Here is a 24,010-nt window from a genome sequence, read left to right as displayed (position 1 = left end):
GTTCACGAGCCATCAGTTCAAAGCCTCCAGCCAGCCATCGAGACTACTGAAGGCATCACTGAAGGTGCGATCAAGTTGCAGCGGGGTAATCGAAACATAACCTTGCATCACCGCATGAAAGTCCGTGCCTGGGCCGCCGTCTTCGGCATCGCCCGCTGCGGCGATCCAATAGCCTTCCTTGCCACGCGGGTCGACCACCTTCAACGGAGCCGCAGCACGAGCACGATGGCCCAAGCGGGTCAGTTGGATACCGCGAATATGGTCGAGAGGCAGGTTGGGAATATTGACGTTGAGTACCGTGCGCGGCGGCAGGTCCAGGGAGCCATGGGCCTCCACCAGCTTGCGCGCGAAGTAGGCGGCAGTGGGCAGGTTGTCCAATTGGCGCGAAGCCAACGAAAAGGCGAACGAAGTACGCCCGAGGAAGCGCCCTTCGAGAGCCGCCGCGACGGTGCCGGAATACAGCACATCATCCCCAAGGTTTGCACCCAGGTTGATGCCCGAGACTACCAAGTCCGGCTCCTGATCCAACAAACTGTTGATTGCCAGGTGCACGCAGTCGGTGGGGGTACCGTTCACGCTGATAAAGCCATTGGCCAGAACCTGCGGGTGCAGGGGACGGTCGAGCGTCAGCGAACTGCTGGCGCCGCTTTTGTCCTGGTCGGGGGCAACCACCACGCACTCGGCGTAATCCTGCAGCGCGGCATAGAGCGCGGCAAGACCGGGTGCGGTGGCACCGTCATCGTTTGATATCAGAATACGCATGGGCTGTCCGTCTGCCCCACCGGCACCAGATCAACAAGCTCGCGCACCAAGACAGTGGCGAAGCATCCGGCCGGCAGGACGAATTCCAATTGCAGAATGTCAGGACCGGGATAATGCCACGTCAACCCGCCAATGGGCAGTCGCAGAATGCGACGTTCCTGGCTCATGCCGGCATTCACCAGCCAATCGCGCAGGTCGGCTTCACCGGCAGCAACCGCTTGTTCCAACTCATGGGTTGCACCTGTGGCCGGCGAGTCACCCTCGCCCCACTGTGGCCCGGTCGGATGCAGGTCCAGGATCGCCAGGCGCGGGTCGCTGCACTCAGCCTCCCCCGCCGGAAAAAAACTGCGACTGTCGGTAAACGCCAGCAGGTCGCCGACCTGGGCGCGCTGCCAGGAACCGTCGGCAACACGCGCCGCCAGCACCTTGTTAAACAGGAAGCTGCGCGCGGTTGACAGCAGCCGCGAACGCACATTGCGCTGCTCCGGCAAGGCCTTGCGCGCAGCCCACTCACGGGCATCAACGACGTTGCCACCGTTGTGGCCAAACCGCTGGGCACCGAAGTAATTCGGAATGCCGTGTTGTGCAATCAGTTGCAACCGCGCGTCGATGGCGGCGGTATCACCGGTGAACTGAGTCAGGCGCAAGGTGAAACCGTTGGCCGAATGCGCACCTCGCTGCAGTTTGCGCTTGTGGCGGGCAGTCTTGAGGATCTTGAGCGTTTCGTTTTCCGCCGCACTCATGTCTGGGTCGGCCTTGCCCGGCAGTTGCACGCTGAACCACTGGCGGGTCAACGCCTGGCGATCCTTCAGCCCGGCATAGCTGACGGTACGCAACGGCACACCGGCGGCCTTTGCGATACGCCGTGCGGCCTCCTCGGTGTTCAGGCCACGCTTTTCCACCCACAACCACAGGTGCTCACCCTCGCCGGTCAGCGGGATATCGAGCACTTCATCGACCTGGAAATCTTCAGCCGTGGCTTTCAGTACCGCGCTGCCCAAGGCTTCGCCGTAGGCCCGAGGGCCTAGCAATTGCAGGTCATTCATGCGCGCAGCAACAAGGCAACGGAGTGCACCGCGATGCCCTCTTCACGACCGGTAAACCCAAGCTTTTCAGTGGTAGTGGCTTTCACGTTCACTTGATCCAACTCAATTTGCAGATCCGCGGCAATCAACGCGCGCATCGATTCGATGTGGGGCGCCATTTTCGGCGCCTGGGCCACGATGGTGTTATCAACGTTGCCGACCTTCCAGCCCTTGGCATGGATCAAGCCGACCACATGGCGCAGCAGTACACGACTGTCCGCCCCCTTGAAGGTCGGATCGGTGTCTGGAAAGTGCTTGCCGATATCACCCAACGCCGCCGCGCCGAGCAAGGCATCGCTCAAGGCATGCAACACAACGTCGCCGTCGGAATGAGCCAGCAACCCATGGTGGTGCGCAATACGCACGCCGCCCAAGGTGATGAAATCGCCTTCAGCGAAACGGTGCACATCGTAGCCATGGCCAATACGCATAAAAAAACGCCCCGATTTAATTCAGGGCGTGATTCTACCTACTTTTGCCTCACATTAACCGAGCAAAGCACGCCCGTGATGACGCAAATGGTCTTCGATGAAGCTGGCGATGAAGAAGTAGCTGTGGTCATAACCGGGTTGCAGGCGCAGTTCCAACGGATGACCGGCCGCCTTCGCAGCTTGTTGCAAGGCCTCAGGCTTGAGTTGCACGGCAAGGAAATCATCGCGATCGCCTTGGTCTACCAGCAATGGCAGCTTTTCCGAGGCCTCGCTGATCAGCACGCAGGCGTCCCATTCGCGCCATTTGGAGCGCTCTTCCCCCAGGTAACGGGAGAAGGCTTTCTGGCCCCACGGGCAATCCATGGGGTTGTTGATCGGCGAAAACGCCGACACCGACAGATAGCGCCCAGGGTTGCGCAAGGCACACACCAATGCGCCATGGCCGCCCATGGAATGGCCACTGATGCCGCGCTTGTCCGAAGCCGGGAAATGCGCTTCAACCAACGCCGGCAATTCCTGCACCACGTAGTCATGCATCCGATAATGCTTGGCCCAGGGTTCCTGGGTGGCATTGAGGTAAAAGCCCGCGCCCAGGCCAAAATCCCAAGCGTTGTCCGGGTCGCCCGGCACGCCGGGGCCGCGTGGACTGGTGTCCGGCGCGACGATAATCAGCCCCAGTTCGGCGGCCATGCGCTGGGCACCGGCCTTTTGCATGAAGTTTTCGTCGGTGCACGTCAGTCCGGACAGCCAGTACAACACCGGCAACTTGCCGCCCTGCTCCGCTTGCGGCGGCAGATAGACGGCGAAGGTCATGTCGCAACCGAGCACATCGGAATGATGCTTGTAGCGTTTATGCCAGCCGCCGAAGCTCTTCTGGCACGACAGGTTTTCCAGACTCATGGCCGACCTCAGAAGTGGATGACTGTACGAATGCTCTTGCCTTCATGCATCAGGTCAAACGCTTTGTTGATGTCTTCCAGGCCCATGGTATGGGTGATGAAGGTGTCCAGCGGGATTTCGCCGGTCTGGGCCATTTCCACGTAGCTTGGCAATTCGCTGCGACCGCGCACGCCACCGAAGGCCGAACCGCGCCAGACGCGACCGGTCACCAACTGGAATGGGCGTGTGGAAATTTCCTGGCCAGCGCCAGCCACGCCGATGATCACCGACTCACCCCAACCTTTGTGGCAGCACTCAAGGGCAGCACGCATCAGTTGTACGTTGCCGATGCATTCGAAGGAAAAGTCCACGCCGCCGTCAGTCAAATCGACAATCACATCTTGAATTGGGCGGTCGTAGTCTTTCGGGTTGATGCAGTCGGTCGCGCCCAGTTGCTTGGCGATTTCGAACTTGGCCGGGTTGATGTCGATGGCGATGATGCGACCCGCCTTGGCCTTGACCGCGCCAATCACCGCCGACAGGCCGATACCGCCCAGGCCGAAGATGGCCACGGTGTCACCTGGCTTGACCTTGGCGGTGTTGATTACCGCACCGATACCAGTGGTGACGCCACAGCCCAACAGGCAGACCTTTTCCAGCGGCGCTTCTTTGGGAATCTTGGCCACGGAAATTTCCGGCAGCACGGTGTACTCGGAGAAGGTCGAGGTGCCCATGTAGTGGAAAATCGGCTGGCCTTTGTAGGAAAAACGCGTGGTGCCATCCGGCATCAGGCCTTTGCCCTGGGTGGAACGAATGGCCTGGCACAGGTTGGTCTTGCCCGACAGGCAGAATTTGCACTTGCCACATTCCGGGGTGTACAGCGGGATCACGTGGTCGCCAACAGCTACCGATGTCACGCCCTCGCCGATGGCCTCAACCACCGCACCGCCTTCATGGCCAAGGATCGACGGGAAGATACCTTCCGGATCGGCGCCCGACAGCGTGTAGGCGTCGGTATGGCACACGCCGGATGCGACCACGCGCAACAGCACTTCGCCAGCTTTGGGCATGGCGACATCCACTTCAACGATTTCGAGGGGCTTTTTGGCTTCGAAGGCTACGGCGGCGCGGGACTTGATCATCCGGGTTTCTCCAAGGGGTTAAAAACTGAGGAGGTGAGTGTAAATCACGGCTCGTTGATTAATAATTCAGACGAAAGCAAAACTTTATTGCTGTACAGGGATAATCGCCATGCTGGAAAACCGCTGGGAAGGCATCGACGAGTTCGTCGCGGTTGCCGAATGCAGCCAATTCACGGCGGCGGCGGAGCGCCTGGGCGTGTCGTCATCCCATATCAGCCGGCAAGTAGCGCGCCTGGAAGAGCGCCTGCAGACGCGGTTGCTGTACCGCAGCACGCGCAAAGTCACGCTGACCGAGGCCGGGCAAACCTTTTTGCAACACTGCCAGCGTTTGCAGGACGGTCGCGAAGAAGCGTTGCGCGCAGTCGGTGATCTCACCAGCGAGCCCAAGGGCATGTTGCGCATGACCTGCGCCGTGGCCTACGGCGAGCGGTTTATTGTGCCCTTGGTAACACGCTTCATGGGGTTGTACCCGCAGCTGCGGGTGGATATCGAACTGAGCAACCGCCAACTGGACCTGGTGCACGAAGGTCTCGACCTGGCCATTCGCCTTGGACGCCTACAGGATTCGCGCATGGTCGCCAGCCGACTGGCGCCCCGGCGCATGTACCTGTGCGCCTCGCCGTCATACCTGGCGCGGTATGGCCGGCCCCATAGCCTGTCAGAATTGAGCCGGCATAACTGCCTGATCGGGGGCTCTGACATTTGGCAATTGGCCCAGGACGGGCGCGAATTTTCGCAGCGGGTACAGGGAAACTGGCGCTGCAACAGTGGGCAGGCAGTGCTGGATGCAGCGTTGCAGGGGGTGGGCTTGTGCCAGTTGCCGGACTATTACGTGCTGGAGCACCTGCACAGTGGCGCGCTGGTGTCGTTGCTGGAGGCGCATCAGCCGCCGAATACGGCGGTGTGGGCGCTGTATCCGCAGCAGCGACATTTATCGCCGAAGGTGCGCAAGTTGGTGGATTTCTTGAAAGAGGGGTTGGCTGGGAGGCCAGAGTACAGCAGTTAATCATGGGATATCTGATCGGGCCTCATCGCAGGCAAGCCAGCTCCCACATTGGGAATGCATTCCTCTGTGGGAGCTGGCTTGCCTGCGATGCAGTCGACTCGGTGCAATTGACTAGCGCCGGTTAGCCCACCGCAACCGCAACCACTCCAAATCCTCCGGCCGGGTCACCTTGATATTGTCCGAACGCCCTTCGATCAAGCGCGGCGCCTGGCCAGACCACTCCATAGCCGAGGCCTCGTCGGTAATCAACGCATCCGCCACCAGGCTATCGGCCAACGCGCGGTGCAACGCGCCCAGACGGAACATCTGCGGCGTATAGGCTTGCCAGATCAAACTGCGATCAACGGTTTCCACTACCCGCCCGCGCTTGTCGACGCGCTTGAGGGTGTCGCGAGCCGGCACGGCAAGCAAGCCACCCACCGGATCGTCCGCCAGTTCCATCAACAATTTGTCGAGATCGTCACGGCTCAAGTTCGGCCGCGCCGCATCGTGCACCAATACCCAGTCATCATCACTGGCGCCCAGGGCATTGAGTTGCAGCAGCGCATTGAGCACCGAGCCCGAACGCTCCGAGCCACCGTCCGCACGCTGAATACGTGGGTCGCCAGCGCAGGCCAGAGCGGGCCAGTAAGGATCATCAGAAGCAAGACTGACCACCAAGCCCTTAAGGGAAGGATGGTCGAGAAAACAGCCAAGGCTGTGTTCGAGAATTGTGCGCCCGCCCAGTTGCAGGTACTGCTTGGGGCGGTCCGCAGCCATACGGGCACCGACGCCCGCGGCAGGAATCACGGCCCAGAAGGCCGGCAAATCGTGACTCATTGGGCCAACTGGTAGAGGGTTTCGCCCTCCTTGACCATGCCCAACTCATGGCGAGCCCGCTCTTCGACGGTCTCCGTACCTTTTTTCAGCTCAAGCACCTCGGCATCGAGGACGCGGTTGCGCTCCAGCAGAACTTCATTTTCGGCGTGCTGTGCAGCAATTTGCTCGGTCAGGTCTTTTACCTGCGCAAAGCTGCCATTCCCCACCCATAGGCGGTACTGCAGGCCAGCCAGCAACAAGAGCAAGACGAGGAACAACCAATTGGGACTGCGCATCGAATATCAGGTATCCAGTGAAAAAAGACAGCCATGCAAAACTTTTGAAGCAACTGATAGCACGAAGCCTGGAAAAACCAGGCTTGTGCTTGTTAGCCATCAGATTAGCGTCGAAATTCACTCTGTCGTGAGTTTTCCGACGCAATCCGCCGACTTTTTACCATTTGCCGATCAGCCGCGAAACTCACCACGACCGTTGTACTTGGCCTTGCCCGCCAGTTGCTCTTCGATACGCAGCAATTGGTTGTACTTGGAAACGCGGTCGGAACGGCACAGGGAACCGGTCTTGATTTGGCCCGCCGACGTGCCCACAGCCAGGTCGGCAATGGTCGAATCTTCGGTTTCGCCGGAGCGGTGGGAGATCACGGCGGTGTAGCCCGCAGCCTTGGCCATCTGGATAGCTTCCAGGGTTTCGGTCAGGGTGCCGATCTGGTTGAACTTGATCAGGATCGAGTTGGCGATCGACTTGTCGATGCCTTCTTTCAGGATCTTGGTGTTGGTCACGAACAGGTCGTCGCCCACCAGTTGGATCTTCTCGCCGATTTTGTCGGTGAGGATTTTCCAGCCGTCCCAATCGGATTCGTCCAGGCCGTCTTCGATCGAGATGATCGGGTAGCGCTGGGTCAAACCTTTCAGGTATTCCGCGAAACCTTCGGAGTTGAACACCTGGCCTTCGCCGGACAGGTTGTATTTACCGTCCTCGTAGAACTCGCTGGCCGCGCAGTCCAGGGCCAGGGTCACGTCGGTGCCCAGCTTGTAGCCAGCGTTGGCCACAGCTTCGGAGATCACTTTCAGTGCATCTTCGTTGGATGCCAGGTTCGGTGCGAAACCACCTTCGTCACCGACAGCAGTGCTCAGGCCACGGGCCTTCAGCACAGCTTTCAGGTGATGGAAAATCTCGGTGCCCATGCGCAGGCCTTCGGAGAAGGACTTGGCGCCAACCGGCTGAACCATGAATTCCTGGATATCAACGTTGTTATCGGCATGCTCGCCACCGTTGATGATGTTCATCATCGGAACCGGCATCGAGTAAACACCCGGTGTACCGTTCAGGTTGGCGATGTGGGCGTACAGCGGCAGGTCCTGGTCCTGGGCAGCAGCCTTGGCCGCAGCCAGGGATACCGCGAGGATGGCGTTGGCGCCCAGGCTGCCTTTGTTTTCGGTGCCGTCGAGCTTGATCATCGCAAGGTCAAGGGCTTTCTGGTCAACAGGGTCTTTGCCCAGCAGCAGGTCGCGGATCGGGCCGTTGATGTTGGCTACAGCCTTGAGCACGCCTTTACCCAGGTAACGGCTCTTGTCGCCATCACGCAGTTCCAGCGCTTCGCGCGAACCGGTAGACGCACCGGACGGCGCGCAGGCGCTGCCGATGATGCCGTTATCGAGAAGCACGTCGGCTTCGACGGTGGGGTTGCCACGGGAGTCGAGAACTTCACGACCTTTGATGTCGACGATTTTTGCCATTGTTGTAAACACTCCAAAGTTGACGAAAACGACGCAGCTGAAGGAAAACTTTTGACCGACCGCAAGGGTGGAACAACGGGGCAGGCTTGCAGGCGACAAGGCTCAGGCCCGGGGGCCTGAGCATTTAGCGTGGGATACTTTACCGGAGAAACGTTGCTTACGCGGTCTCTACCGTCGGAAAACTCTTGACCAGTTCGTCCAATTGCTTGAGCTGGGCCAGGAACGGCTCCAGCTTGTCCAGGCGCAGGGCGCATGGGCCGTCGCATTTGGCGTTGTCCGGGTCCGGGTGGGCTTCCAGGAACAGGCCCGCCAGGGACTGGCTGATGCCCGCCTTGGCCAGGTCCAGCACCTGGGCACGACGCCCACCTGCGGAATCGGCGCGACCACCGGGCATTTGCAGCGCGTGGGTCACGTCGAAGAACACCGGGTATTCGAACTGCTTCATGATGCCGAAACCGAGCATGTCCACCACGAGGTTGTTGTAGCCGAAGCTCGAACCGCGCTCGCAGAGGATCAACTGGTCGTTACCCGCTTCCACGCACTTGTTCAGGATGTGTTTCATCTCCTGGGGCGCGAGGAACTGGGCTTTCTTGATATTGATCACAGCGCCGGTCTTGGCCATCGCGACGACCAGGTCGGTCTGGCGCGACAGGAAGGCCGGCAACTGGATGATGTCGCACACCTCGGCGACCACGGCAGCCTGTTCAGGCTCGTGGACGTCGGTGATGATCGGCACGCCGAAGGCTTGCTTGATGTCCTGGAAGATCCGCATGCCTTCTTCAAGGCCCGGGCCGCGATAGGAGGTCACGGACGAACGGTTAGCCTTGTCGAAGCTGGCCTTGAACACGTAGGGGATACCGAGTTTCTCGGTGACCTTTACGTACTCTTCACAGACCTGCATCGCCATGTCGCGGCTTTCCAGCACGTTCATGCCGCCGAACAGCACCATGGGCTTGTCGTTGGCAATCTCGATGTCGCCGACGCGAATGATCTTCTGGGCCATCAGGGTTACGCCTTCTTCTGGTGTTGCGTCAGTGCTGCCTTGACGAAACCGCTGAACAACGGGTGACCGTCGCGCGGCGTCGAGGTGAACTCCGGGTGGAACTGGCAAGCGACGAACCATGGATGATCCGGGGCTTCGACCACTTCAACCAGCGCGCCATCACCGGAGCGACCGGAGATTTTCAAGCCGGCCTCTTTGATTTGCGGCAGCAGGTTGTTGTTCACTTCGTAGCGATGACGGTGACGCTCGACGATCACGTCCTTGCCGTAGCAGTCGTGAACCAGCGAGCCCGGCTCCAACAGGCAGTCTTGCGCGCCAAGGCGCATGGTGCCACCCAGGTCGGAAGCTTCGGTACGGGTCTCGACGGCGCCGGTGGCATCTTCCCACTCGGTGATCAGGCCCACGACCGGGTGGCCGCTCTTGCTGTCGAACTCGGTGGAGTTGGCGTCTTTCCAGCCCAGCACGTTACGGGCGAACTCGATAACGGCCACTTGCATGCCCAGGCAGATACCCAGGTAAGGCACCTTGTTCTCACGAGCGTACTGCACAGCAGTGATCTTGCCTTCCACGCCACGCAGGCCGAAACCGCCAGGCACGAGGATAGCGTCCACACCTTCGAGCAAGGCAGTGCCTTGATTCTCGATGTCTTCGGAGTCGATGTAGCGCAGGTTGACCTTGGTACGGTTGCTGATACCGGCGTGGCTCATCGCTTCGATCAGCGACTTGTACGCGTCCAGCAGTTCCATGTACTTGCCGACCATCGCGATGGTGACTTCATGCTCAGGGTTGAGCTTGGCGTCGACTACCGCGTCCCACTCGGACAGGTCCGCGCCGCCGCACTGCAGGCCGAAACGCTCGACCACAAAATCGTCCAGACCTTGCGAATGCAGGATGCCCGGGATCTTGTAGATGGTGTCGGCGTCTTCCAGCGCGATCACGGCACGTTCTTCAACGTTGGTGAATTGCGCGATCTTGCGACGCGAGGAAATGTCGATCGGGTGATCAGAGCGGCACACCAGCACGTCCGGCTGCAGGCCGATGGAACGCAGTTCCTTGACCGAGTGCTGGGTTGGCTTGGTTTTGGTTTCGCCGGCGGTCGCGATGTACGGCACCAAGGTCAGGTGCATCAGCATCGCGCGCTTGGCGCCGACTTCGAAGCGCAACTGGCGGATGGCTTCGAGGAACGGTTGGGACTCGATGTCACCCACGGTGCCACCGATCTCGACCATTGCCACGTCGGCATCGCCTGCACCCTTGATGATGCGGCGCTTGATTTCGTCGGTGATGTGCGGGATCACCTGGATGGTTGCACCCAGGTAGTCACCACGGCGTTCCTTGCGCAGCACGTGCTCGTAGACACGGCCGGTGGTGAAGTTGTTGTTCTGGGTCATGGTCGTGCGGATGAACCGCTCGTAGTGGCCCAGGTCCAGGTCGGTTTCGGCGCCGTCGTGGGTGACGAACACTTCACCGTGCTGGAACGGGCTCATGGTGCCCGGGTCAACGTTGATGTACGGGTCCAGCTTGAGCATGGTGACCTTAAGTCCCCGCGCCTCCAGGATGGCCGCCAATGAAGCCGATGCGATGCCTTTCCCCAATGAAGAAACAACACCGCCCGTGACGAATATGTAGCGCGTCATGAAAAACCCTAGAAGTCTGCGTTAAAGCGGTCCGAGCCGCCGGGGAAAGCGAAGGAAGGCCGAAGCCCCCGATCACCTGCATTAATCACAGTGCACCTTTCAAAAAAACCGCCGCGTGGTGACAGACCAGCAATGAAACACCGGTACGTTGATCGCTACACATTTTTTGGAATCGCCCAGCAAAGACTGCTTGGTAATCGGCAACTGCTGCGATTCAGGAGAATCCACAGAAGTTGTATCAAGAAGGGAGCGTAGTCTACCGGAAAGGCTCTATCAGCTCAAACCTTGATCGCAGGTCTGTGGCATCCAATGTAATTGCCCATCACCTGTCGGGTTGGGCCATAGCCCTGCAAGGGTTGGGACAGCCAGCAATTGCTCGTCCCGATACAGCAGCGGCAATCTGCCACGTACGAAGCCTGGCACCCCACATTCATTAAGCAGACGCTTTAAGTCCCGCCGCCCTCGACCGGGCACTTCGATAATTTCACCGCCCTGACGATAGCGAACCTCGAAAGAACCTTCGGGGGCCTCCCCTACGAATTCGAGCCGTCCATTGCCGGGTAACTCTAGTGGTTTTTTCAGAGTGGGCCAGCTCACCGTTGCGTCAGAAAATTCCGACCAAGCAGCGGGCACCCACCAGATGCGCTCGGCGCAACGGTGTAGTTCCCCGTCGGCCAGGCGCCATAACGGTTGCGCGTCGCCCTTGGCATCCCGCAAGGAATACCAACTGGCCCAGTGGTCGCTGTCGGGCAGTCGAGTGAGCGGCGTCAGCCAGTGACGCAGGGCATTGCGCTGGCGAGCGTCGGAAAGTTCGCGCAGTGGTGCAAGTACCAAGGACGGCAACGGTAGCCAGGGAAACGGCGAAGGTTGATCGGCACCTTGCAGATCCATCCCTGCCAGCTCATCGAGCAATGCCTGGGCTTCACTCAGGTGCTCGGCGGTGCGCGCCAGGCTTGTTAGGGCTTGGGGCCAGCGCTCGATGAGCGTTGGGAATACCCGATGGCGCAGGTAGTTGCGGGAGAAACGTGGGTCGGCGTTGGAGGGATCTTCGATCCACTGGAGTCGGTGCTCGTGAGCGTAGGCCTCCAACTCGATCCGCGAGACGTCCAGCAACGGCCGCACCAGATGACCACCCGCCAAGGGGCGATGGGCAGGCATTGCCGCCAGACCGCGCACCCCGGCCCCGCGAAGCAGGCGAAACAGCAGCGTTTCGGCTTGGTCGTCACGGTGCTGGCCGGTCAGCAAGACCTCCCCTGCCCCGGTCACTTCAGCAAACGCCTGGTAACGCGCATCACGGGCGGCACGTTCAAGGCTGGCACCTGGCTGGACGTGGACGCGCATGATGCGCAGAGGTACGCCCAGGGCATCACACACCGACTGGCAGTGCGCCGGCCATGCGTCTGCGGCAGCTTGCAAGCCATGGTGAATATGAATGGCGCTGAGGGGCGGAAGGTCTTTGGCGTTGGCCAGGAGGTGCAGCAGGACCGTGGAATCAAGACCGCCGGAGAATGCGATATGCCAAGCCGAAGCGTTGCGCCAAGTAACCAAGGCTTGCAGGAGTTTAGCGGGCAGAGTTGGCTTCATCACAGGTTACCGCTGCAAATCTGGAATACGTCGGCCCAGCATACACAAAGCAAATGTGGGAGCGGGCCTGCTCGCGAAAGCGTGGTGTCAGTCACTGAATAAGTTGACTGAAACACCGCTTTCGCGAGCAAGCCCGCTCCCACACTAGTACTGCATTGTCTGCCAGATCAGTGTCTGATCAGAGACCGTAGCTCATCAGGCGCTCATAACGGCGCGCCAACAGCGCTTCGTTATCCAGCTTCTTGAGCATCGCCAGTTGCGAGCCCAGCTCAGCGCGAATGGTCGCGGCAGCAGCAGCCGGGTCACGGTGGGCGCCGCCCAGTGGCTCGGCGATCACTTTGTCCACGATACCCAGGCCTTTGAGGCGATCGGCCGTGATGCCCATGGCTTCGGCAGCGTCCGGTGCCTTTTCTGCGGTTTTCCACAGGATCGAGGCGCAACCTTCCGGCGAAATCACCGCGTAGGTCGAGTATTGCAGCATGTTCAGTTGGTCGCAGACGCCAATGGCCAGTGCGCCGCCGGAACCACCTTCACCGATTACGGTGGCGATGATCGGGGTTTTCAGGCGGGACATGACGCGCAGGTTCCAGGCAATCGCTTCGCTCTGGTTGCGTTCTTCAGCGTCGATACCTGGGTAGGCACCCGGGGTGTCGATGAAGGTCAGGATCGGCATCTTGAAGCGTTCGGCCATTTCCATCAGGCGGCAGGCCTTGCGGTAGCCTTCCGGGCGTGGCATGCCGAAGTTGCGACGGACTTTCTCGCGCACTTCACGGCCTTTCTGGTGACCGATCACCATCACTGGCTGGTCGTCCAAGCGAGCGATACCGCCCACGATAGCCGCGTCGTCGGAGAAGTGGCGGTCGCCATGCAGCTCGTCGAACTCGGTGAAAATGTGCTGGATGTAGTCCAGGGTGTACGGGCGGCGCGGGTGGCGGGCCAGGCGCGCGATCTGCCAGCTGGTCAGCTTGCCGAAGATGTCTTCGGTCAGGGTGCTGCTCTTGTCCTGCAGGCGAGCGATCTCATCGCCGATATTCAGCGAATTGTCATTGCCGACCAGGCGCAGTTCTTCAATCTTGGCTTGCAGGTCAGCGATCGGCTGTTCGAAATCAAGAAAATTCGGGTTCATAAGCGTCCGTCTTGGGTCGACGGCCAAGGAGTGCCTGGCCAGCCGGTTGTCTATTCGCGCCCTACCTTAAGGGAGAGGCGCGTTTAGGTCGAGATTAAATGTTTTGTCGATATCAGGCGATTTGCTGTCACCCGGCTTTTTACAAGTGCATCAACGGTATTGGAGGAAGACGTTGTCTCGCCCGAACTGGTCACGCAAAGCTTGAATCAAGCCATCGGCGGGATCAATTCGCCAGGTCTCGCCAAACTGCAACATGGCCTTGGCGTCGCTACCGGTGTACTCCATGGTCACTGGGCACGCGCCTCGGTGACGCTTTAGCAGGTCGCCCAACCAGCGTAGCTGATCGCCCTTGAGCGCTTCGGTTTTCACCTTCAAGCGCAGGCTTTCTGCCAAATTGGTGCGCGCATCTTCCATGCTCATCACCCGTTTGATCCGCAAGCGTAGGCCGCCGGAGAAATCATCGTTGCTGACCTCCCCTTCCACCACCACCATGGCGTCGGTCTGCAACAACGACTGCGCCGAGTGGAACGCGTCGGCAAACAGCGATGCTTCAATGCGCCCCGAACGGTCGTCGAGCGTGACAAAGCCCATCTTGTCACCCTTCTTATTTTTCATCACCCGCAGGGCGATGATCATGCCCGCCACGGTCTGGGTGTCGCGAGCCGGTTTCAGGTCAATGATGCGCTGACGAGCAAACCGGCGGATTTCGCCTTCATATTCGTCGATCGGGTGGCCGGTGAGGTACAGCCCCAAGGTATCTTTTTCACCCTTGAGTCGTTCCTTGAGCGTGAGTTCCTTGGCCTTGCGATGGTTGCCGTACACGTCCGAGTCTTCTTCGACGAATAACCCGCCAAACAAGTCGGCGTGGCCACTGTCGTGGGTGCGAGCGGTCTGCTCGGCAGCCTTGATCGCCTCTTCCATGGCGGTGAGCAACACCGCGCGGTTACGGTCGATATTGGCCTGATAGGCTTTCGGCTCATCGTGGAAATACGGGCCGAGACGGTCGAGTGCGCCGCTGCGAATCAGGCCATCGAGGGTCCGCTTGTTGATGCGCTTAAGGTCAACCCGCGCGCAGAAGTCAAACAGATCCTTGAACGGCCCGTCCTGACGCGCTTCGACAATAGCCTCCACGGGGCTTTCGCCGACCCCCTTGATCGCGCCCAGACCATAGATGATGCGGCCTTCGTCGTTCACCGTGAACTTGAACTCCGAGGCGTTCACATCCGGCGCGTCGAGGCGCAGCTTCATGGTGCGCACTTCCTCGATCAAGGTCACGACCTTGTCGGTGTTGTGCATATCCGCCGAGAGTACCGCCGCCATGAACGGCGCCGGGTAGTGGGCTTTCAGCCAGGCGGTCTGGTACGACACCAGGCCGTACGCAGCGGAGTGGGATTTGTTGAAGCCGTAACCGGCGAATTTCTCCACCAGGTCGAAAATGTTACCGGCAAGGTCCGCATCGATGTTGTTGGTGGCGCAACCTTCGATGAAACCGCCCCGCTGCTTGGCCATCTCCTCGGGTTTTTTCTTACCCATGGCGCGACGCAGCATGTCCGCGCCGCCGAGGGTGTAACCGGCCATCACCTGGGCGATCTGCATCACCTGTTCTTGATACAGGATGATGCCGTAGGTGGGCGCCAATACCGGCTTGAGGCCTTCGTATTGATAGTCGGAGTGCGGATACGCCAACTCGGCGCGGCCGTGCTTACGGTTGATGAAGTCATCCACCATGCCCGATTGCAGCGGGCCCGGACGGAACAGGGCCACCAGTGCGATCAAGTCTTCCAGGCAGTCGGGCTTGAGCTTTTTGATCAGCTCCTTCATGCCGCGCGACTCTAGCTGGAACACCGCCGTGGTTTCGGCTTTTTGCAGCAACTGATAAGTCGGCTTGTCATCCAGCGGGATAAACGCGATATCCAGCGGCTCTTCGTCGACCTTGGCACGTTCACGGTTGATGGTCTTGAGTGCCCAGTCGATGATCGTCAGGGTCCGCAGGCCGAGGAAGTCGAACTTCACCAGACCGGCGGCCTCCACGTCGTCCTTGTCGAACTGGGTTACCAGGCCATCGCCTGCTTCGTCGCAATAGATTGGCGAGAAGTCGGTGAGCTTGGTCGGTGCGATAACCACACCACCGGCGTGTTTACCGACGTTACGCACCACGCCTTCAAGCTTGCGGGCCATGTCCCAGATTTCGGCGGCCTCTTCATCGATCTTGATGAAGTCGCGCAGGATTTCTTCCTGCTCGTAGGCCTTTTCCAGGGTCATGCCGACTTCGAACGGAATCATCTTCGACAGGCGATCGGCCAGGCCGTAGGACTTGCCCTGCACTCGGGCAACGTCGCGGATTACCGCCTTCGCGGCCATGGAGCCGAAGGTGATGATCTGACTTACCGCGTTGCGGCCGTATTTTTCGGCCACGTATTCGATCACGCGGTCGCGGCCATCCATGCAGAAGTCGACGTCGAAGTCGGGCATGGAAACCCGTTCCGGGTTCAGGAACCGTTCGAACAGCAGGTCATATTCCAGCGGATCGAGGTCGGTAATCTTCTGTACGTAGGCCACGAGTGAGCCAGCACCCGACCCCCGGCCAGGACCCACCGGCACACCGTTGCTTTTGGCCCACTGGATAAAGTCCATTACGATCAGGAAGTAACCGGGAAACCCCATCTGAATGATGATATCCAGCTCGAAATTTAGCCGATCGACGTACACCTGACGCTTGGCATCGTAGTCTTCAGTGGTGTCCTTGGGCAGCAGAACGGTGAGGCGCTCTTCCAGGCCGTCGAACGACACCTTGCGGAAATACTCGTCGATGGTCATGCCATCGGGAATTGGGAAGTTGGGCAGGAAGTGTTTGCCCAATTTCACTTCGATATTGCAGCGCTTGGCGATTTCGACGGAGTTTTCCAGGGCCTCGGGCAGGTCGCTGAACAGCTCGGCCATCTCATCGGCGCTTTTGAGGTATTGCTCTTCACTGTAGTTCTTCGAACGACGCGGGTCATCCAGGGCCCGGCCTTCGCCGATGCACACGCGGGTCTCGTGCGCCTCGAAATCTTCTTTCTTGATGAAGCGCACATCGTTGGTCGCCACCAACGGCGCGCCCAGCTTGTCGGCCAGGGCGACGGCGGCGTGCAGGTGCTCTTCATCGTTGGGGCGGTTGGTGCGCTGGACTTCCAGGTAGAAACGGTCGGGGAAGACCTGCATCCACTCGCTGGCGAGCACTTCCGCTTCATGGGGGTTACCGCCCAGCAGCGCAATGCCGATCTCGCCTTCTTTGGCGGCCGACAGCATGATCAGACCTTCACTCGCCTCGGCAACCCATTCACGCTCGATGATGATCGAGCCATTGCGTTGGCCGTCGATAAAGCCGCGGGAAATCAGTTCGGTCAGGTTGCGATAGCCGACGCCGTTCATCGCCAACAGGCTGATGCGGCTCAGGGGGCTGTCGGGGTCTTTGTTGGACAGCCACAAGTCGGCGCCACAGATCGGCTTGATGCCGGCCCCCATGGCGTTCTTGTAGAACTTGACCAAGGAACACATGTTGTTCTGATCGGTTACCGCTACCGCAGGCATGTTCATGCCCACCAGGGTTTTGACCAGCGGTTTGATCCGTACCAGGCCATCGACCAGGGAGTATTCAGTGTGCAGGCGTAGATGGACGAATGAAGCCGGCATAGTGATCTCTTATACGTGGAAAACAACAAGGCCCGGATTGTACCGGGCCTTGAGTAAAACATCAGCCTCGCGACTATACCGCCTCGAGACTCTCCCGCGCTTCGTAAGCCAGGCGAACCGGGGCGAATGAGCGGCGGTGGATCGGCGTCGGGCCCAGCCGAGCCAAGGCTTCCAGATGAACGGGCGTCGGGTAGCCCTTGTGGCCACCAATGCCGTAGCCGGGGTAGATCAATTCGAACGCAGCCATTTCACGGTCGCGGCTGACTTTGGCCAGGATCGATGCGGCGGCAATCGCCGGCACCTTGCTATCACCCTTGACCACGGCTTCAGACGGCATTGTCAGTTTCGGGCAACGGTTGCCATCGATCATCGCCATTTTTGGCGTGATGTGCAGGCCTTCTACCGCACGCTGCATAGCGAGCATGGTTGCGTGAAGGATGTTCAGTTCGTCGATCTCTTCGACCTCGGCCCGAGCGATGTGCCAGCTCAGCGCTTTTTCGCAGATCTCGTCGAAGAGCTTTTCGCGGCGGGCTTCGGTGAGTTTTTTCGAGTCGTTGAGGCCGAGGATCGGGCGGTTCGGGTCAAGAATCACCGCCGCTGTGACAACAGCGCCGCACAGCGGGCCGCGCCCTACCTCATCAACACCGGCCACCAGTTCGTGGGCTTGTGCGACCAGGCTGAAATCCAGGCCCATTTGCGTCGTCATAGGGAATCCTGTTTTTGGCCGATCAAGGTCAACACGGCATCCGCCGCCTGGTTGGACGCATCCCGACGCAAAATGCGATGGATAGCGTCAAAACCACGGGTCTGCTCTTCGCCACCATCGATCAGGGGAAGTACGGTTTGCGCCAAGGCCTCAGGCGTTGCGTCGTCCTGTAACAACTCCGGCACCAACAGGCGTTGAGCCAGCAAATTGGGCAAGGAGATGTAGGGGCTCTTGACCATGCGTTTGAGAATCCAGAAGGTCAGCGGTGCCAAGCGGTAGGCCACGACCATCGGGCGCTTGTACAACAAGGCCTCCAGGGTCGCGGTGCCCGAGGCAATCAGCACCGCATCACAGGCGGCTAAGGCCAGGTGCGATTGGCCATCCAACAGGGTCAACGGCAGGCTGCGGCCTTCCAGCAACGTTTCGATCTGCGCGCGACGTTGCGGGCTGGCACACGGCAGTACGAAGCGCACACCGGGCTTCAGGGCCATCAAGCGTTCAGCCGCATCAAAAAACAACGCGCCCAGACGACCGACTTCGCCGCCCCGACTGCCCGGCATCAGCGCAACCAGCGGCCCCTCAGCCAAGCCCAATTCGGCACGGGCAGTTGCTCGATCAGCCTGCAGGGGGATCGTATCGGCCAAGGTATGCCCGACAAACCGCACCGGCACGCCCTTCTCTTCGTAGAACTTCGCCTCAAACGGCAACAAGGTCAGCATCAAATCGCAGCCTTCACGAATCTTCAACACGCGCTTCTGCCGCCACGCCCACACGGACGGGCTGACGTAGTGCACGGTCTTGATACCGGCCTGACGCAATTTGAGTTCGATATTGAGGGTGAAGTCCGGCGCGTCGATTCCGATGAAGACGTCAGGCTTTTCTTCGATCAGGGTCTGGATCAGCAGCTTGCGGCGAGCCAGCAGTTCACGAAGGCGACCCAGCACTTCCACCAACCCCATGACCGACAAGCGCTCCATGGGGAAGTAGGACGTGAGCCCTTCGGCCTGCATCAACGGACCGCCGACGCCAATGAACTCCACCGCCGGATGCTGGGCCTTGAGGGCCCGCATGAGACCTGCGCCCAGAATATCGCCGGAAGCTTCTCCGGCCACCAGCGCGATACGCAGATTGGCCATGATTAGCGGGTGATGCCGCGAGTCGACGCCTGGATAGAGTCACGGAACACCGCGACTTCCGGGAACAACGCTGCCGGCTCGGCCAGTTGGGTCAACGCCTGCTCCACCGTCAGCCCCTGGCGGTAAACCACCTTGTAGGCACGACGCAGGGCATGGATCGCCTCTTCGCTGAACCCACGACGGCGCATGCCCTCGAAGTTCATGCTGCGGGCTTCGGCCGGGTTGCCGAACACGGTGACATACGCAGGAACATCCTTGCCGATGGCGGTACCCATGCCGGAAAAGCTGTGGGCGCCGATATGGCAATACTGATGCACCAGGGTGAAACCGGACAGGATCGCCCAGTCATCAACGTGCACATGGCCAGCCAGCGCAGTGTTGTTGACCAAGATGCAGTGGTTGCCGATTACGCTGTCATGGCCGATGTGGGCATAGGCCATCACTAGGTTGTGGTCACCCAGGGTGGTTTCTGCACGGTCTTGCACAGTTCCACGGTGAATGGTCACGCCTTCTCGAATGATGTTGTGATCACCGATTACCAGGCGTGTTTCTTCACCCTTGTACTTCATGTCCGGGGTGTCTTCGCCTACCGAGGAGAACTGGTAGATACGATTGTGTTTGCCAATGCGGGTCGGACCTTTGAGGATCACATGCGGCCCGATGACAGTCCCCTCGCCGATTTCAACACCTGCGCCGATGATCGACCAAGGGCCGACCTCAACGTCGGCGGCCAGAACGGCCGACGGATCGATGATTGCGCGAGGGTCAATCAAACTCATAGTTTGCGTTCCGCACAGATGATCTCGGCAGAGCACACCGGCTTGCCGTCCACCGAAGCCTGGCACTCAAACTTCCAGATCTGGCGTTTGCAGCTGATGAACTTGGCTTCCAGGATCAACTGGTCACCCGGGGTGACCGGGTTGCGGAAACGCAACTTGTCGGAGCCCACGAAATAGTAAAGCGTGCCGTCGGCAGGCTTGAGGTCGAGCATTTTGAAACCAAGGATACCGGCAGCCTGGGCCATCGCTTCGATGATCAACACGCCCGGCATGATTGGATGCGCGGGAAAGTGACCGTTGAAGAACGGTTCGTTGATGCTGACATTCTTGTAGGCACGAATGCGCTTTTCCTCAACATTGAGGTCCACTACACGATCCACGAGCAGGAACGGGTAACGGTGAGGCAGGTATTCGCGAATCTCGTTGATGTCCATCATTTCGGGGGGAAGCCTGTAATAAAGATTGGGGGCGGGCGAACTAAACGCACGCCCCGCTAGCAAATCAAGGAGGCAGTCTAGCGGCTGTGCACACTTGATATGGAAATGGTATCAGCCTTCTGATGAAGCATTACCGCCAGGGGTCACGTCCCCAACACGCTTTTCCAGCTGTTTGAGACGTCGAGCCATGTCGTCGAGCTGCCTCAAACGTGCTGCACTCTTGCGCCACTCAGCCGCAGGCTGCATGGCGGTACCGGACGAATAGGCCCCTGGCTCGGTAATCGAGTGGGTCACCATGGTCATGCCGGTGATGAAGACGTTGTCGCAAATGTCGATATGCCCCACCAGCCCAACACCACCAGCGAGCATGCAATGCTTGCCGATCTTGGTGCTGCCGGAGATGCCCACACAGGCGGCCATGGCGGTGTGATCGCCAATCTGCACGTTGTGGGCAATCTGGATCTGGTTGTCGAGCTTCACGCCATTACCGATCACGGTATCGGCCAGGGCCCCACGATCGACCGCGGTGTTCACGCCAATTTCCACGTCGTCGCCGATCAATACGCCGCCGACCTGGGCAATCTTGTTCCAGATACCCTTGGAATTGGCAAAGCCGAAGCCTTCACCGCCGATGACCGCACCGGACTGAATTACCACACGCTCACCGATACGCACATCGTGGTACAGGGTCACGCGGGGTGCCAGCCAGCCGCCAGCGCCGATTTCGCAGCGCGCGCCGATAAAACAATGGGCGCCAACCGTCACGCCAGCCGCGACACGTGCGCCACTTTCGATCACCGCGAAGGCGCCAATGCTAGCCGCAGGGTCGACCTGGGCATCATCGGCGATCACCGCCGACGGATGAATACCGACGGCTGCCTTGGGTTTTGGATCGAACAGGTGCGACACCTGCGCATACGCCAGGTACGGATCGGCCACCACAAGCGCATCCCCGGTAAACCCTTCGGCATCAGCAGCTTTCAGCAACACGGCGGCGGCTTGACTGTCGACGAGGTATTTACGGTATTGGGGGTTTGCGAGGAAGCTCAACTGAGCTGGGCCAGCCTCCTGCAAGGTGGCTAGCCCAGTGATTTCTTTCTCCGGGGAGCCACGCAAAGTGGCTCCCAGGAACTCGGCCAACTCGCCGAGTTTGATAGTCGCGGTCATGGCTTACTTCAGCTGGTTCATGCGCTCGATCACCTGACGGGTGATGTCGTATTGAGGCTTGACGTCGATCACAGCGCCACGCTCGAACACCAGGTCAAAGGCACCTTTCTTGATGACTTCTTCCACAGCGCTGTCGAGTTTTGGCTTCAGCTGTTTCAGCATTTCGCGGTCAGCAACAGCCTTGGCTTCGTTCAGCTCCTTGGACTGGAACTGGTAGTCACGAGCCTTTTGCTTGAATTCAAGCTCCAGGCGCTCGCGCTCGCCTTGCTGCATCTTGTCACCGCCGGCAACCAGGCGATCCTGGATACCCTTGGCGCTGCTTTCCAAAGTTTTCAGCTTGGTCAGTTGAGGACCGAATTTTTTCTCGGCATCCACGGCGTACTTCTTGGCCGCATCGGATTCCAACAGCGCCATCTGATAGTTCAGGACGGCGATTTTCATTTCGGCGAAGGCCGGGCTTGCTACCAACACGGTTGCCAGCAGTACCAATTGAGTCAACTTACGCACGATGCACTCCTACAGAATCCGTTGTCGTTATCTTGGGTCAGACGCTTAGAACGTCTGGCCGAGGGAGAATTGGAAAATCTGGGTTTCAGCGTTATCAGGCTTCTTGATCGGCATGGCCAGAGCAAAGCTCAATGGGCCAAGCGCAGTCACCCATGTCACACCCACACCCACGGAGCTTGCCAGGTTGCTCAGGCTCACGTCGTTGCATTGGGTTTCAGACTTCACACCACTCGGGTTTCTGATCTGCTCGCACTTGGAGTCGAACACGTTACCCACGTCCCAGAATACCGACGTACGCAGCGAACGCTGGTCCTTGACGAATGGCAGCGGGAACAGAATCTCCGCACCACCCTGGATCAGTACGTTACCACCGAACGGCAGCGGGTCATTGTCCGAGTCAGCCACGGTGCCCTGGTTACCGGTTACACCAACACCACGGCTTGGGGTACCACGTGGGCCCAAGGTGCTGTCTTTGAAACCACGTACGGAGTTGAAGCCACCCGCATAGTAGTTCTCGTAGAACGGTAGACCATTGGTGGAACCATAACCATCGCCATAGCCCAGCTCAGTGTGCAGGCGCATGGTGTAGTTGTCGCTCAACGGCTGGAACAGCTGGCCACGGTAATCAAGCTTGAAGAACGACAGGTCGCTGCCCGGCGTGGTGGCTTCCAGGGTCAAGCTCTGGGAGTGACCACGGGTTGCCAGTACACCTTTGTTCAGGGTCGACTCGGACCAGCCGGCCGACGCCTTGAAGTTCAGGAATTTGTCGCCTTCGGTACGCACGAAGTTGAAGATTTCATCCACGGTGTACACACCGGTCTTGATCTCATCCTGTTGCGCGGTCAGGCCGAAGGTCAGACGCGAGGTCTCACTGATCGGGTAGCCAATGTTCACGCCAGCACCCAGGCTGTCGATCGCATAGCTTGCAACGTCAACGTCGAGGTCTTTGTAGTCGGTGGTGCGGTAGAAGGCGTTGTAGCCCAGGCTCACACCGTCAGCAGTCCAGTAGGGGTCGACATAACCGAAGTTATAGCGGCTCTGGTATTCGCTTCGGGTCAGGCCGATGGACACCTTGTTACCGGTACCCAGGAAGTTGTTCTGGGTAATGGAACCACCGAGGATCAGACCAGCACTCTGTGCGAAGCCGACGCTGGCGGTGATGGAACCCGACGCTTGCTCTTCTACGGCGTAGTTCACGTCAACCTGGTCATCCACGCCGGGTACGGCTGGAGTTTCAACGTTGACTTCCTTGAAGAAGCCCAGGCGTTCAAGACGGGTCTTGGACTGGTCGATCAGGTAGGTCGACGCCCAGCCACCTTCCATCTGACGCATTTCACGACGCAGCACTTCGTCCGCAGACTTGGTGTTTCCACGGAAATTGATACGGTTCACATAGGCACGCTTGCCTGGATCGACGACGAAGGTGATGTCCACAGTGTGGTCATCATCATGCGGGGTCGGCACGCCGTTGACGTTGGCGAAGGTATAGCCTTCGTTACCCAGGCGACGGGTGATCAGTTCGGAGGTGGTGGTCATCAGCTTGCGCGAGAACACCTGGTCTTTCTGCACCAGCAGCAGGGCCTTGACCTGGTCTTCAGGTACTTTCAGGTCGCCGCTCAGCTTGACGTCACGAACCTTGTACTTCTCGCCTTCGTTGACGTTGACGGTGATGTAGACGTGCTTCTTATCCGGAGTGATGGACACCTGGGTCGAAGCGATATCCATGTTGATATAGCCACGGTCGAGGTAGTAGGAACGCAGACGCTCCAGGTCACCAGACAGTTTTTCGCGGGCGTACTTGTCATCGTTCTTGAAGAACGACAACCAGTTGGTGGTCTTGAGTTCGAACAGGTCGATCAGGTCGTCATCAGCGAACTTGGTGTTACCCACCACGTTGATGTGCTGGATCGCCGCCACGGTGCCTTCGTTGATGTTGACCTTCAGGCCAACACGGTTACGAGGCTGCGGAACCACTTCCGTTTCCACGGTCGCGGAGTAGCGACCCTGGGCAACGTACTGGCGTTGTAGCTCGTTACGCACACCCTCAAGGGTGGCGCGCTGGAAGATCTCGCCCTCGGCCAGGCCGGATTGCTTCAGACCTTTCATCAAGTCTTCAGTAGAGATCGCCTTGTTGCCTTCGATCTCGATACTCGCGACGGAAGGTCGCTCGACGACGGTGATGACCAGGACGTTGCCTTCGCGACCCAGTTGGATGTCTTGAAAGAAACCGGTTTTGAACAGCGCACGAGTGGATTCCACCAGGCGACGGTCATCAGCCTGTTCACCGACGTTCAACGGTAATGCACCAAAGACGCTACCCGCGGAAACCCGCTGGAGGCCGTTGACGCGAATATCGGAGATGGTGAAGGACTCGGCGTGAACTTCGGCGATCATCA

At 59.3% G+C, this 24,010-nt stretch carries 21 protein-coding genes; 1 reads left to right on the top strand and 20 read right to left on the bottom strand.

Annotated elements, in window-relative coordinates:
• Positions 1-12: 12 nt before the first annotated feature.
• From surE to CFE47_RS12425, 5 genes are read right to left on the bottom strand one after another with little or no spacing between them, the layout of a single operon-like run.
• A complete protein-coding gene (surE, locus tag CFE47_RS12445) occupies positions 13-762 on the bottom strand; it encodes a 5'/3'-nucleotidase SurE (protein WP_286837397.1) in 750 nt (249 codons plus the stop codon).
• A complete protein-coding gene (truD, locus tag CFE47_RS12440) occupies positions 750-1,808 on the bottom strand; it encodes a tRNA pseudouridine(13) synthase TruD (RefSeq protein WP_286837395.1) in 1,059 nt (352 codons plus the stop codon). Before truD ends, surE begins: the two co-directional genes overlap by 13 nt.
• A complete protein-coding gene (ispF, locus tag CFE47_RS12435; protein WP_012722614.1) occupies positions 1,805-2,278 on the bottom strand; it encodes a 2-C-methyl-D-erythritol 2,4-cyclodiphosphate synthase in 474 nt (157 codons plus the stop codon). Before ispF ends, truD begins: the two co-directional genes overlap by 4 nt.
• A gap of 54 nt (positions 2,279-2,332) precedes the next feature.
• On the bottom strand, positions 2,333-3,178 hold the full coding sequence (fghA, locus tag CFE47_RS12430) for an S-formylglutathione hydrolase (protein WP_135308371.1): 846 nt from the start codon (positions 3,176-3,178) through the stop codon (positions 2,333-2,335).
• A gap of 8 nt (positions 3,179-3,186) precedes the next feature.
• Positions 3,187-4,299, bottom strand: coding sequence for an S-(hydroxymethyl)glutathione dehydrogenase/class III alcohol dehydrogenase (locus tag CFE47_RS12425; RefSeq protein ID WP_110623477.1), 1,113 nt, complete (start codon positions 4,297-4,299; stop codon positions 3,187-3,189).
• 109 nt (positions 4,300-4,408) lie between these two features.
• Between CFE47_RS12425 and CFE47_RS12420 the strand changes: the two genes are divergently transcribed.
• Positions 4,409-5,305, top strand: coding sequence for a LysR substrate-binding domain-containing protein (locus CFE47_RS12420; protein ID WP_286837391.1), 897 nt, complete (start codon positions 4,409-4,411; stop codon positions 5,303-5,305).
• A gap of 111 nt (positions 5,306-5,416) precedes the next feature.
• Here the strand turns inward: CFE47_RS12420 and ispD are convergent, their stop codons facing one another.
• The 15 genes from ispD to bamA form a co-directional block, all read right to left on the bottom strand.
• Entirely contained in the window at positions 5,417-6,124 is a 708-nt protein-coding gene (ispD, locus tag CFE47_RS12415; RefSeq protein ID WP_286837389.1) for a 2-C-methyl-D-erythritol 4-phosphate cytidylyltransferase, read from the bottom strand.
• Positions 6,121-6,399 (bottom strand): cell division protein FtsB, encoded by a 279-nt coding sequence (gene ftsB / locus CFE47_RS12410; protein WP_049709653.1) that lies wholly within the window; start codon positions 6,397-6,399, stop codon positions 6,121-6,123. The genes ispD and ftsB overlap by 4 nt, the downstream gene beginning before the upstream one ends.
• A gap of 171 nt (positions 6,400-6,570) precedes the next feature.
• The gene (gene eno, locus CFE47_RS12405; RefSeq protein ID WP_105696254.1) at positions 6,571-7,860 is read right to left on the bottom strand and encodes a phosphopyruvate hydratase; all 1,290 of its coding nucleotides are present in this window, start codon (positions 7,858-7,860) and stop codon (positions 6,571-6,573) included.
• A 157-nt stretch (positions 7,861-8,017) separates the two neighbouring features.
• Positions 8,018-8,863, bottom strand: a complete 846-nt coding sequence (gene kdsA / locus CFE47_RS12400; RefSeq protein WP_010212442.1) for a 3-deoxy-8-phosphooctulonate synthase — start codon at positions 8,861-8,863, stop codon at positions 8,018-8,020.
• Between the two features lie 5 nt (positions 8,864-8,868).
• Positions 8,869-10,500, bottom strand: coding sequence for a CTP synthase (gene pyrG, locus CFE47_RS12395; protein ID WP_185707376.1), 1,632 nt, complete (start codon positions 10,498-10,500; stop codon positions 8,869-8,871).
• Between the two features lie 273 nt (positions 10,501-10,773).
• A complete protein-coding gene (gene tilS, locus CFE47_RS12390; RefSeq protein ID WP_286837384.1) occupies positions 10,774-12,084 on the bottom strand; it encodes a tRNA lysidine(34) synthetase TilS in 1,311 nt (436 codons plus the stop codon).
• 178 nt (positions 12,085-12,262) lie between these two features.
• The gene (locus CFE47_RS12385) at positions 12,263-13,210 is read right to left on the bottom strand and encodes an acetyl-CoA carboxylase carboxyltransferase subunit alpha (protein ID WP_003172288.1); all 948 of its coding nucleotides are present in this window, start codon (positions 13,208-13,210) and stop codon (positions 12,263-12,265) included.
• A gap of 150 nt (positions 13,211-13,360) precedes the next feature.
• Positions 13,361-16,882, bottom strand: a complete 3,522-nt coding sequence (gene dnaE, locus CFE47_RS12380; RefSeq protein ID WP_286837382.1) for a DNA polymerase III subunit alpha — start codon at positions 16,880-16,882, stop codon at positions 13,361-13,363.
• 73 nt (positions 16,883-16,955) lie between these two features.
• The gene (gene rnhB, locus CFE47_RS12375; protein WP_286837380.1) at positions 16,956-17,588 is read right to left on the bottom strand and encodes a ribonuclease HII; all 633 of its coding nucleotides are present in this window, start codon (positions 17,586-17,588) and stop codon (positions 16,956-16,958) included.
• The gene (lpxB, locus tag CFE47_RS12370) at positions 17,585-18,724 is read right to left on the bottom strand and encodes a lipid-A-disaccharide synthase (RefSeq protein ID WP_286837378.1); all 1,140 of its coding nucleotides are present in this window, start codon (positions 18,722-18,724) and stop codon (positions 17,585-17,587) included. The genes rnhB and lpxB overlap by 4 nt, the downstream gene beginning before the upstream one ends.
• 2 nt (positions 18,725-18,726) lie before the next feature.
• Positions 18,727-19,503: an acyl-ACP--UDP-N-acetylglucosamine O-acyltransferase gene (lpxA, locus tag CFE47_RS12365; protein WP_185707386.1), complete on the bottom strand. Its 777-nt coding sequence runs from the start codon at positions 19,501-19,503 to the stop codon at positions 18,727-18,729.
• Positions 19,500-19,940, bottom strand: a complete 441-nt coding sequence (fabZ, locus tag CFE47_RS12360) for a 3-hydroxyacyl-ACP dehydratase FabZ (RefSeq protein WP_003172281.1) — start codon at positions 19,938-19,940, stop codon at positions 19,500-19,502. Before fabZ ends, lpxA begins: the two co-directional genes overlap by 4 nt.
• Positions 19,941-20,051: 111 nt before the next feature.
• The gene (lpxD, locus tag CFE47_RS12355; RefSeq protein WP_185707388.1) at positions 20,052-21,107 is read right to left on the bottom strand and encodes a UDP-3-O-(3-hydroxymyristoyl)glucosamine N-acyltransferase; all 1,056 of its coding nucleotides are present in this window, start codon (positions 21,105-21,107) and stop codon (positions 20,052-20,054) included.
• Between the two features lie 3 nt (positions 21,108-21,110).
• Positions 21,111-21,614, bottom strand: coding sequence for an OmpH/Skp family outer membrane protein (locus tag CFE47_RS12350; protein ID WP_105696264.1), 504 nt, complete (start codon positions 21,612-21,614; stop codon positions 21,111-21,113).
• Between the two features lie 45 nt (positions 21,615-21,659).
• Positions 21,660-24,008: an outer membrane protein assembly factor BamA gene (gene bamA / locus CFE47_RS12345; RefSeq protein ID WP_286837372.1), complete on the bottom strand. Its 2,349-nt coding sequence runs from the start codon at positions 24,006-24,008 to the stop codon at positions 21,660-21,662.
• Positions 24,009-24,010 lie beyond the last annotated feature (2 nt).

This window comes from Pseudomonas sp. PGPPP1 (genome assembly GCF_002255865.1).
GTDB classification, from domain to species: Bacteria; Pseudomonadota; Gammaproteobacteria; order Pseudomonadales; family Pseudomonadaceae; genus Aquipseudomonas; species Aquipseudomonas cremoris.
Note: the sequence above shows the minus strand (reverse complement) of the source record. Positions and strands in the feature narration are given on the sequence as shown.

What these genes read in the sequence shown, in the direction of transcription:
- lpxB (WP_286837378.1), bottom strand. Translation starts at nt 18,724, where the DNA reads ATGGCCAATCTGCGTATCGCGCTGGTGGCCGGAGAAGCTTCCGGCGAT.
- CFE47_RS12420 (WP_286837391.1), top strand. Translation starts at nt 4,409, where the DNA reads ATGCTGGAAAACCGCTGGGAAGGCATCGACGAGTTCGTCGCGGTTGCC.
- tilS (WP_286837384.1), bottom strand. Translation starts at nt 12,084, where the DNA reads ATGAAGCCAACTCTGCCCGCTAAACTCCTGCAAGCCTTGGTTACTTGG.
- ftsB (WP_049709653.1), bottom strand. Translation starts at nt 6,399, where the DNA reads ATGCGCAGTCCCAATTGGTTGTTCCTCGTCTTGCTCTTGTTGCTGGCT.
- truD (WP_286837395.1), bottom strand. Translation starts at nt 1,808, where the DNA reads ATGAATGACCTGCAATTGCTAGGCCCTCGGGCCTACGGCGAAGCCTTG.
- fabZ (WP_003172281.1), bottom strand. Translation starts at nt 19,940, where the DNA reads ATGATGGACATCAACGAGATTCGCGAATACCTGCCTCACCGTTACCCG.
- rnhB (WP_286837380.1), bottom strand. Translation starts at nt 17,588, where the DNA reads ATGACGACGCAAATGGGCCTGGATTTCAGCCTGGTCGCACAAGCCCAC.
- CFE47_RS12425 (WP_110623477.1), bottom strand. Translation starts at nt 4,299, where the DNA reads ATGATCAAGTCCCGCGCCGCCGTAGCCTTCGAAGCCAAAAAGCCCCTC.
- fghA (WP_135308371.1), bottom strand. Translation starts at nt 3,178, where the DNA reads ATGAGTCTGGAAAACCTGTCGTGCCAGAAGAGCTTCGGCGGCTGGCAT.
- ispF (WP_012722614.1), bottom strand. Translation starts at nt 2,278, where the DNA reads ATGCGTATTGGCCATGGCTACGATGTGCACCGTTTCGCTGAAGGCGAT.
- pyrG (WP_185707376.1), bottom strand. Translation starts at nt 10,500, where the DNA reads ATGACGCGCTACATATTCGTCACGGGCGGTGTTGTTTCTTCATTGGGG.
- surE (WP_286837397.1), bottom strand. Translation starts at nt 762, where the DNA reads ATGCGTATTCTGATATCAAACGATGACGGTGCCACCGCACCCGGTCTT.
- lpxA (WP_185707386.1), bottom strand. Translation starts at nt 19,503, where the DNA reads ATGAGTTTGATTGACCCTCGCGCAATCATCGATCCGTCGGCCGTTCTG.
- CFE47_RS12385 (WP_003172288.1), bottom strand. Translation starts at nt 13,210, where the DNA reads ATGAACCCGAATTTTCTTGATTTCGAACAGCCGATCGCTGACCTGCAA.
- eno (WP_105696254.1), bottom strand. Translation starts at nt 7,860, where the DNA reads ATGGCAAAAATCGTCGACATCAAAGGTCGTGAAGTTCTCGACTCCCGT.
- lpxD (WP_185707388.1), bottom strand. Translation starts at nt 21,107, where the DNA reads ATGACCGCGACTATCAAACTCGGCGAGTTGGCCGAGTTCCTGGGAGCC.
- kdsA (WP_010212442.1), bottom strand. Translation starts at nt 8,863, where the DNA reads ATGGCCCAGAAGATCATTCGCGTCGGCGACATCGAGATTGCCAACGAC.
- dnaE (WP_286837382.1), bottom strand. Translation starts at nt 16,882, where the DNA reads ATGCCGGCTTCATTCGTCCATCTACGCCTGCACACTGAATACTCCCTG.
- ispD (WP_286837389.1), bottom strand. Translation starts at nt 6,124, where the DNA reads ATGAGTCACGATTTGCCGGCCTTCTGGGCCGTGATTCCTGCCGCGGGC.
- bamA (WP_286837372.1), bottom strand. Translation starts at nt 24,008, where the DNA reads ATGATCGCCGAAGTTCACGCCGAGTCCTTCACCATCTCCGATATTCGC.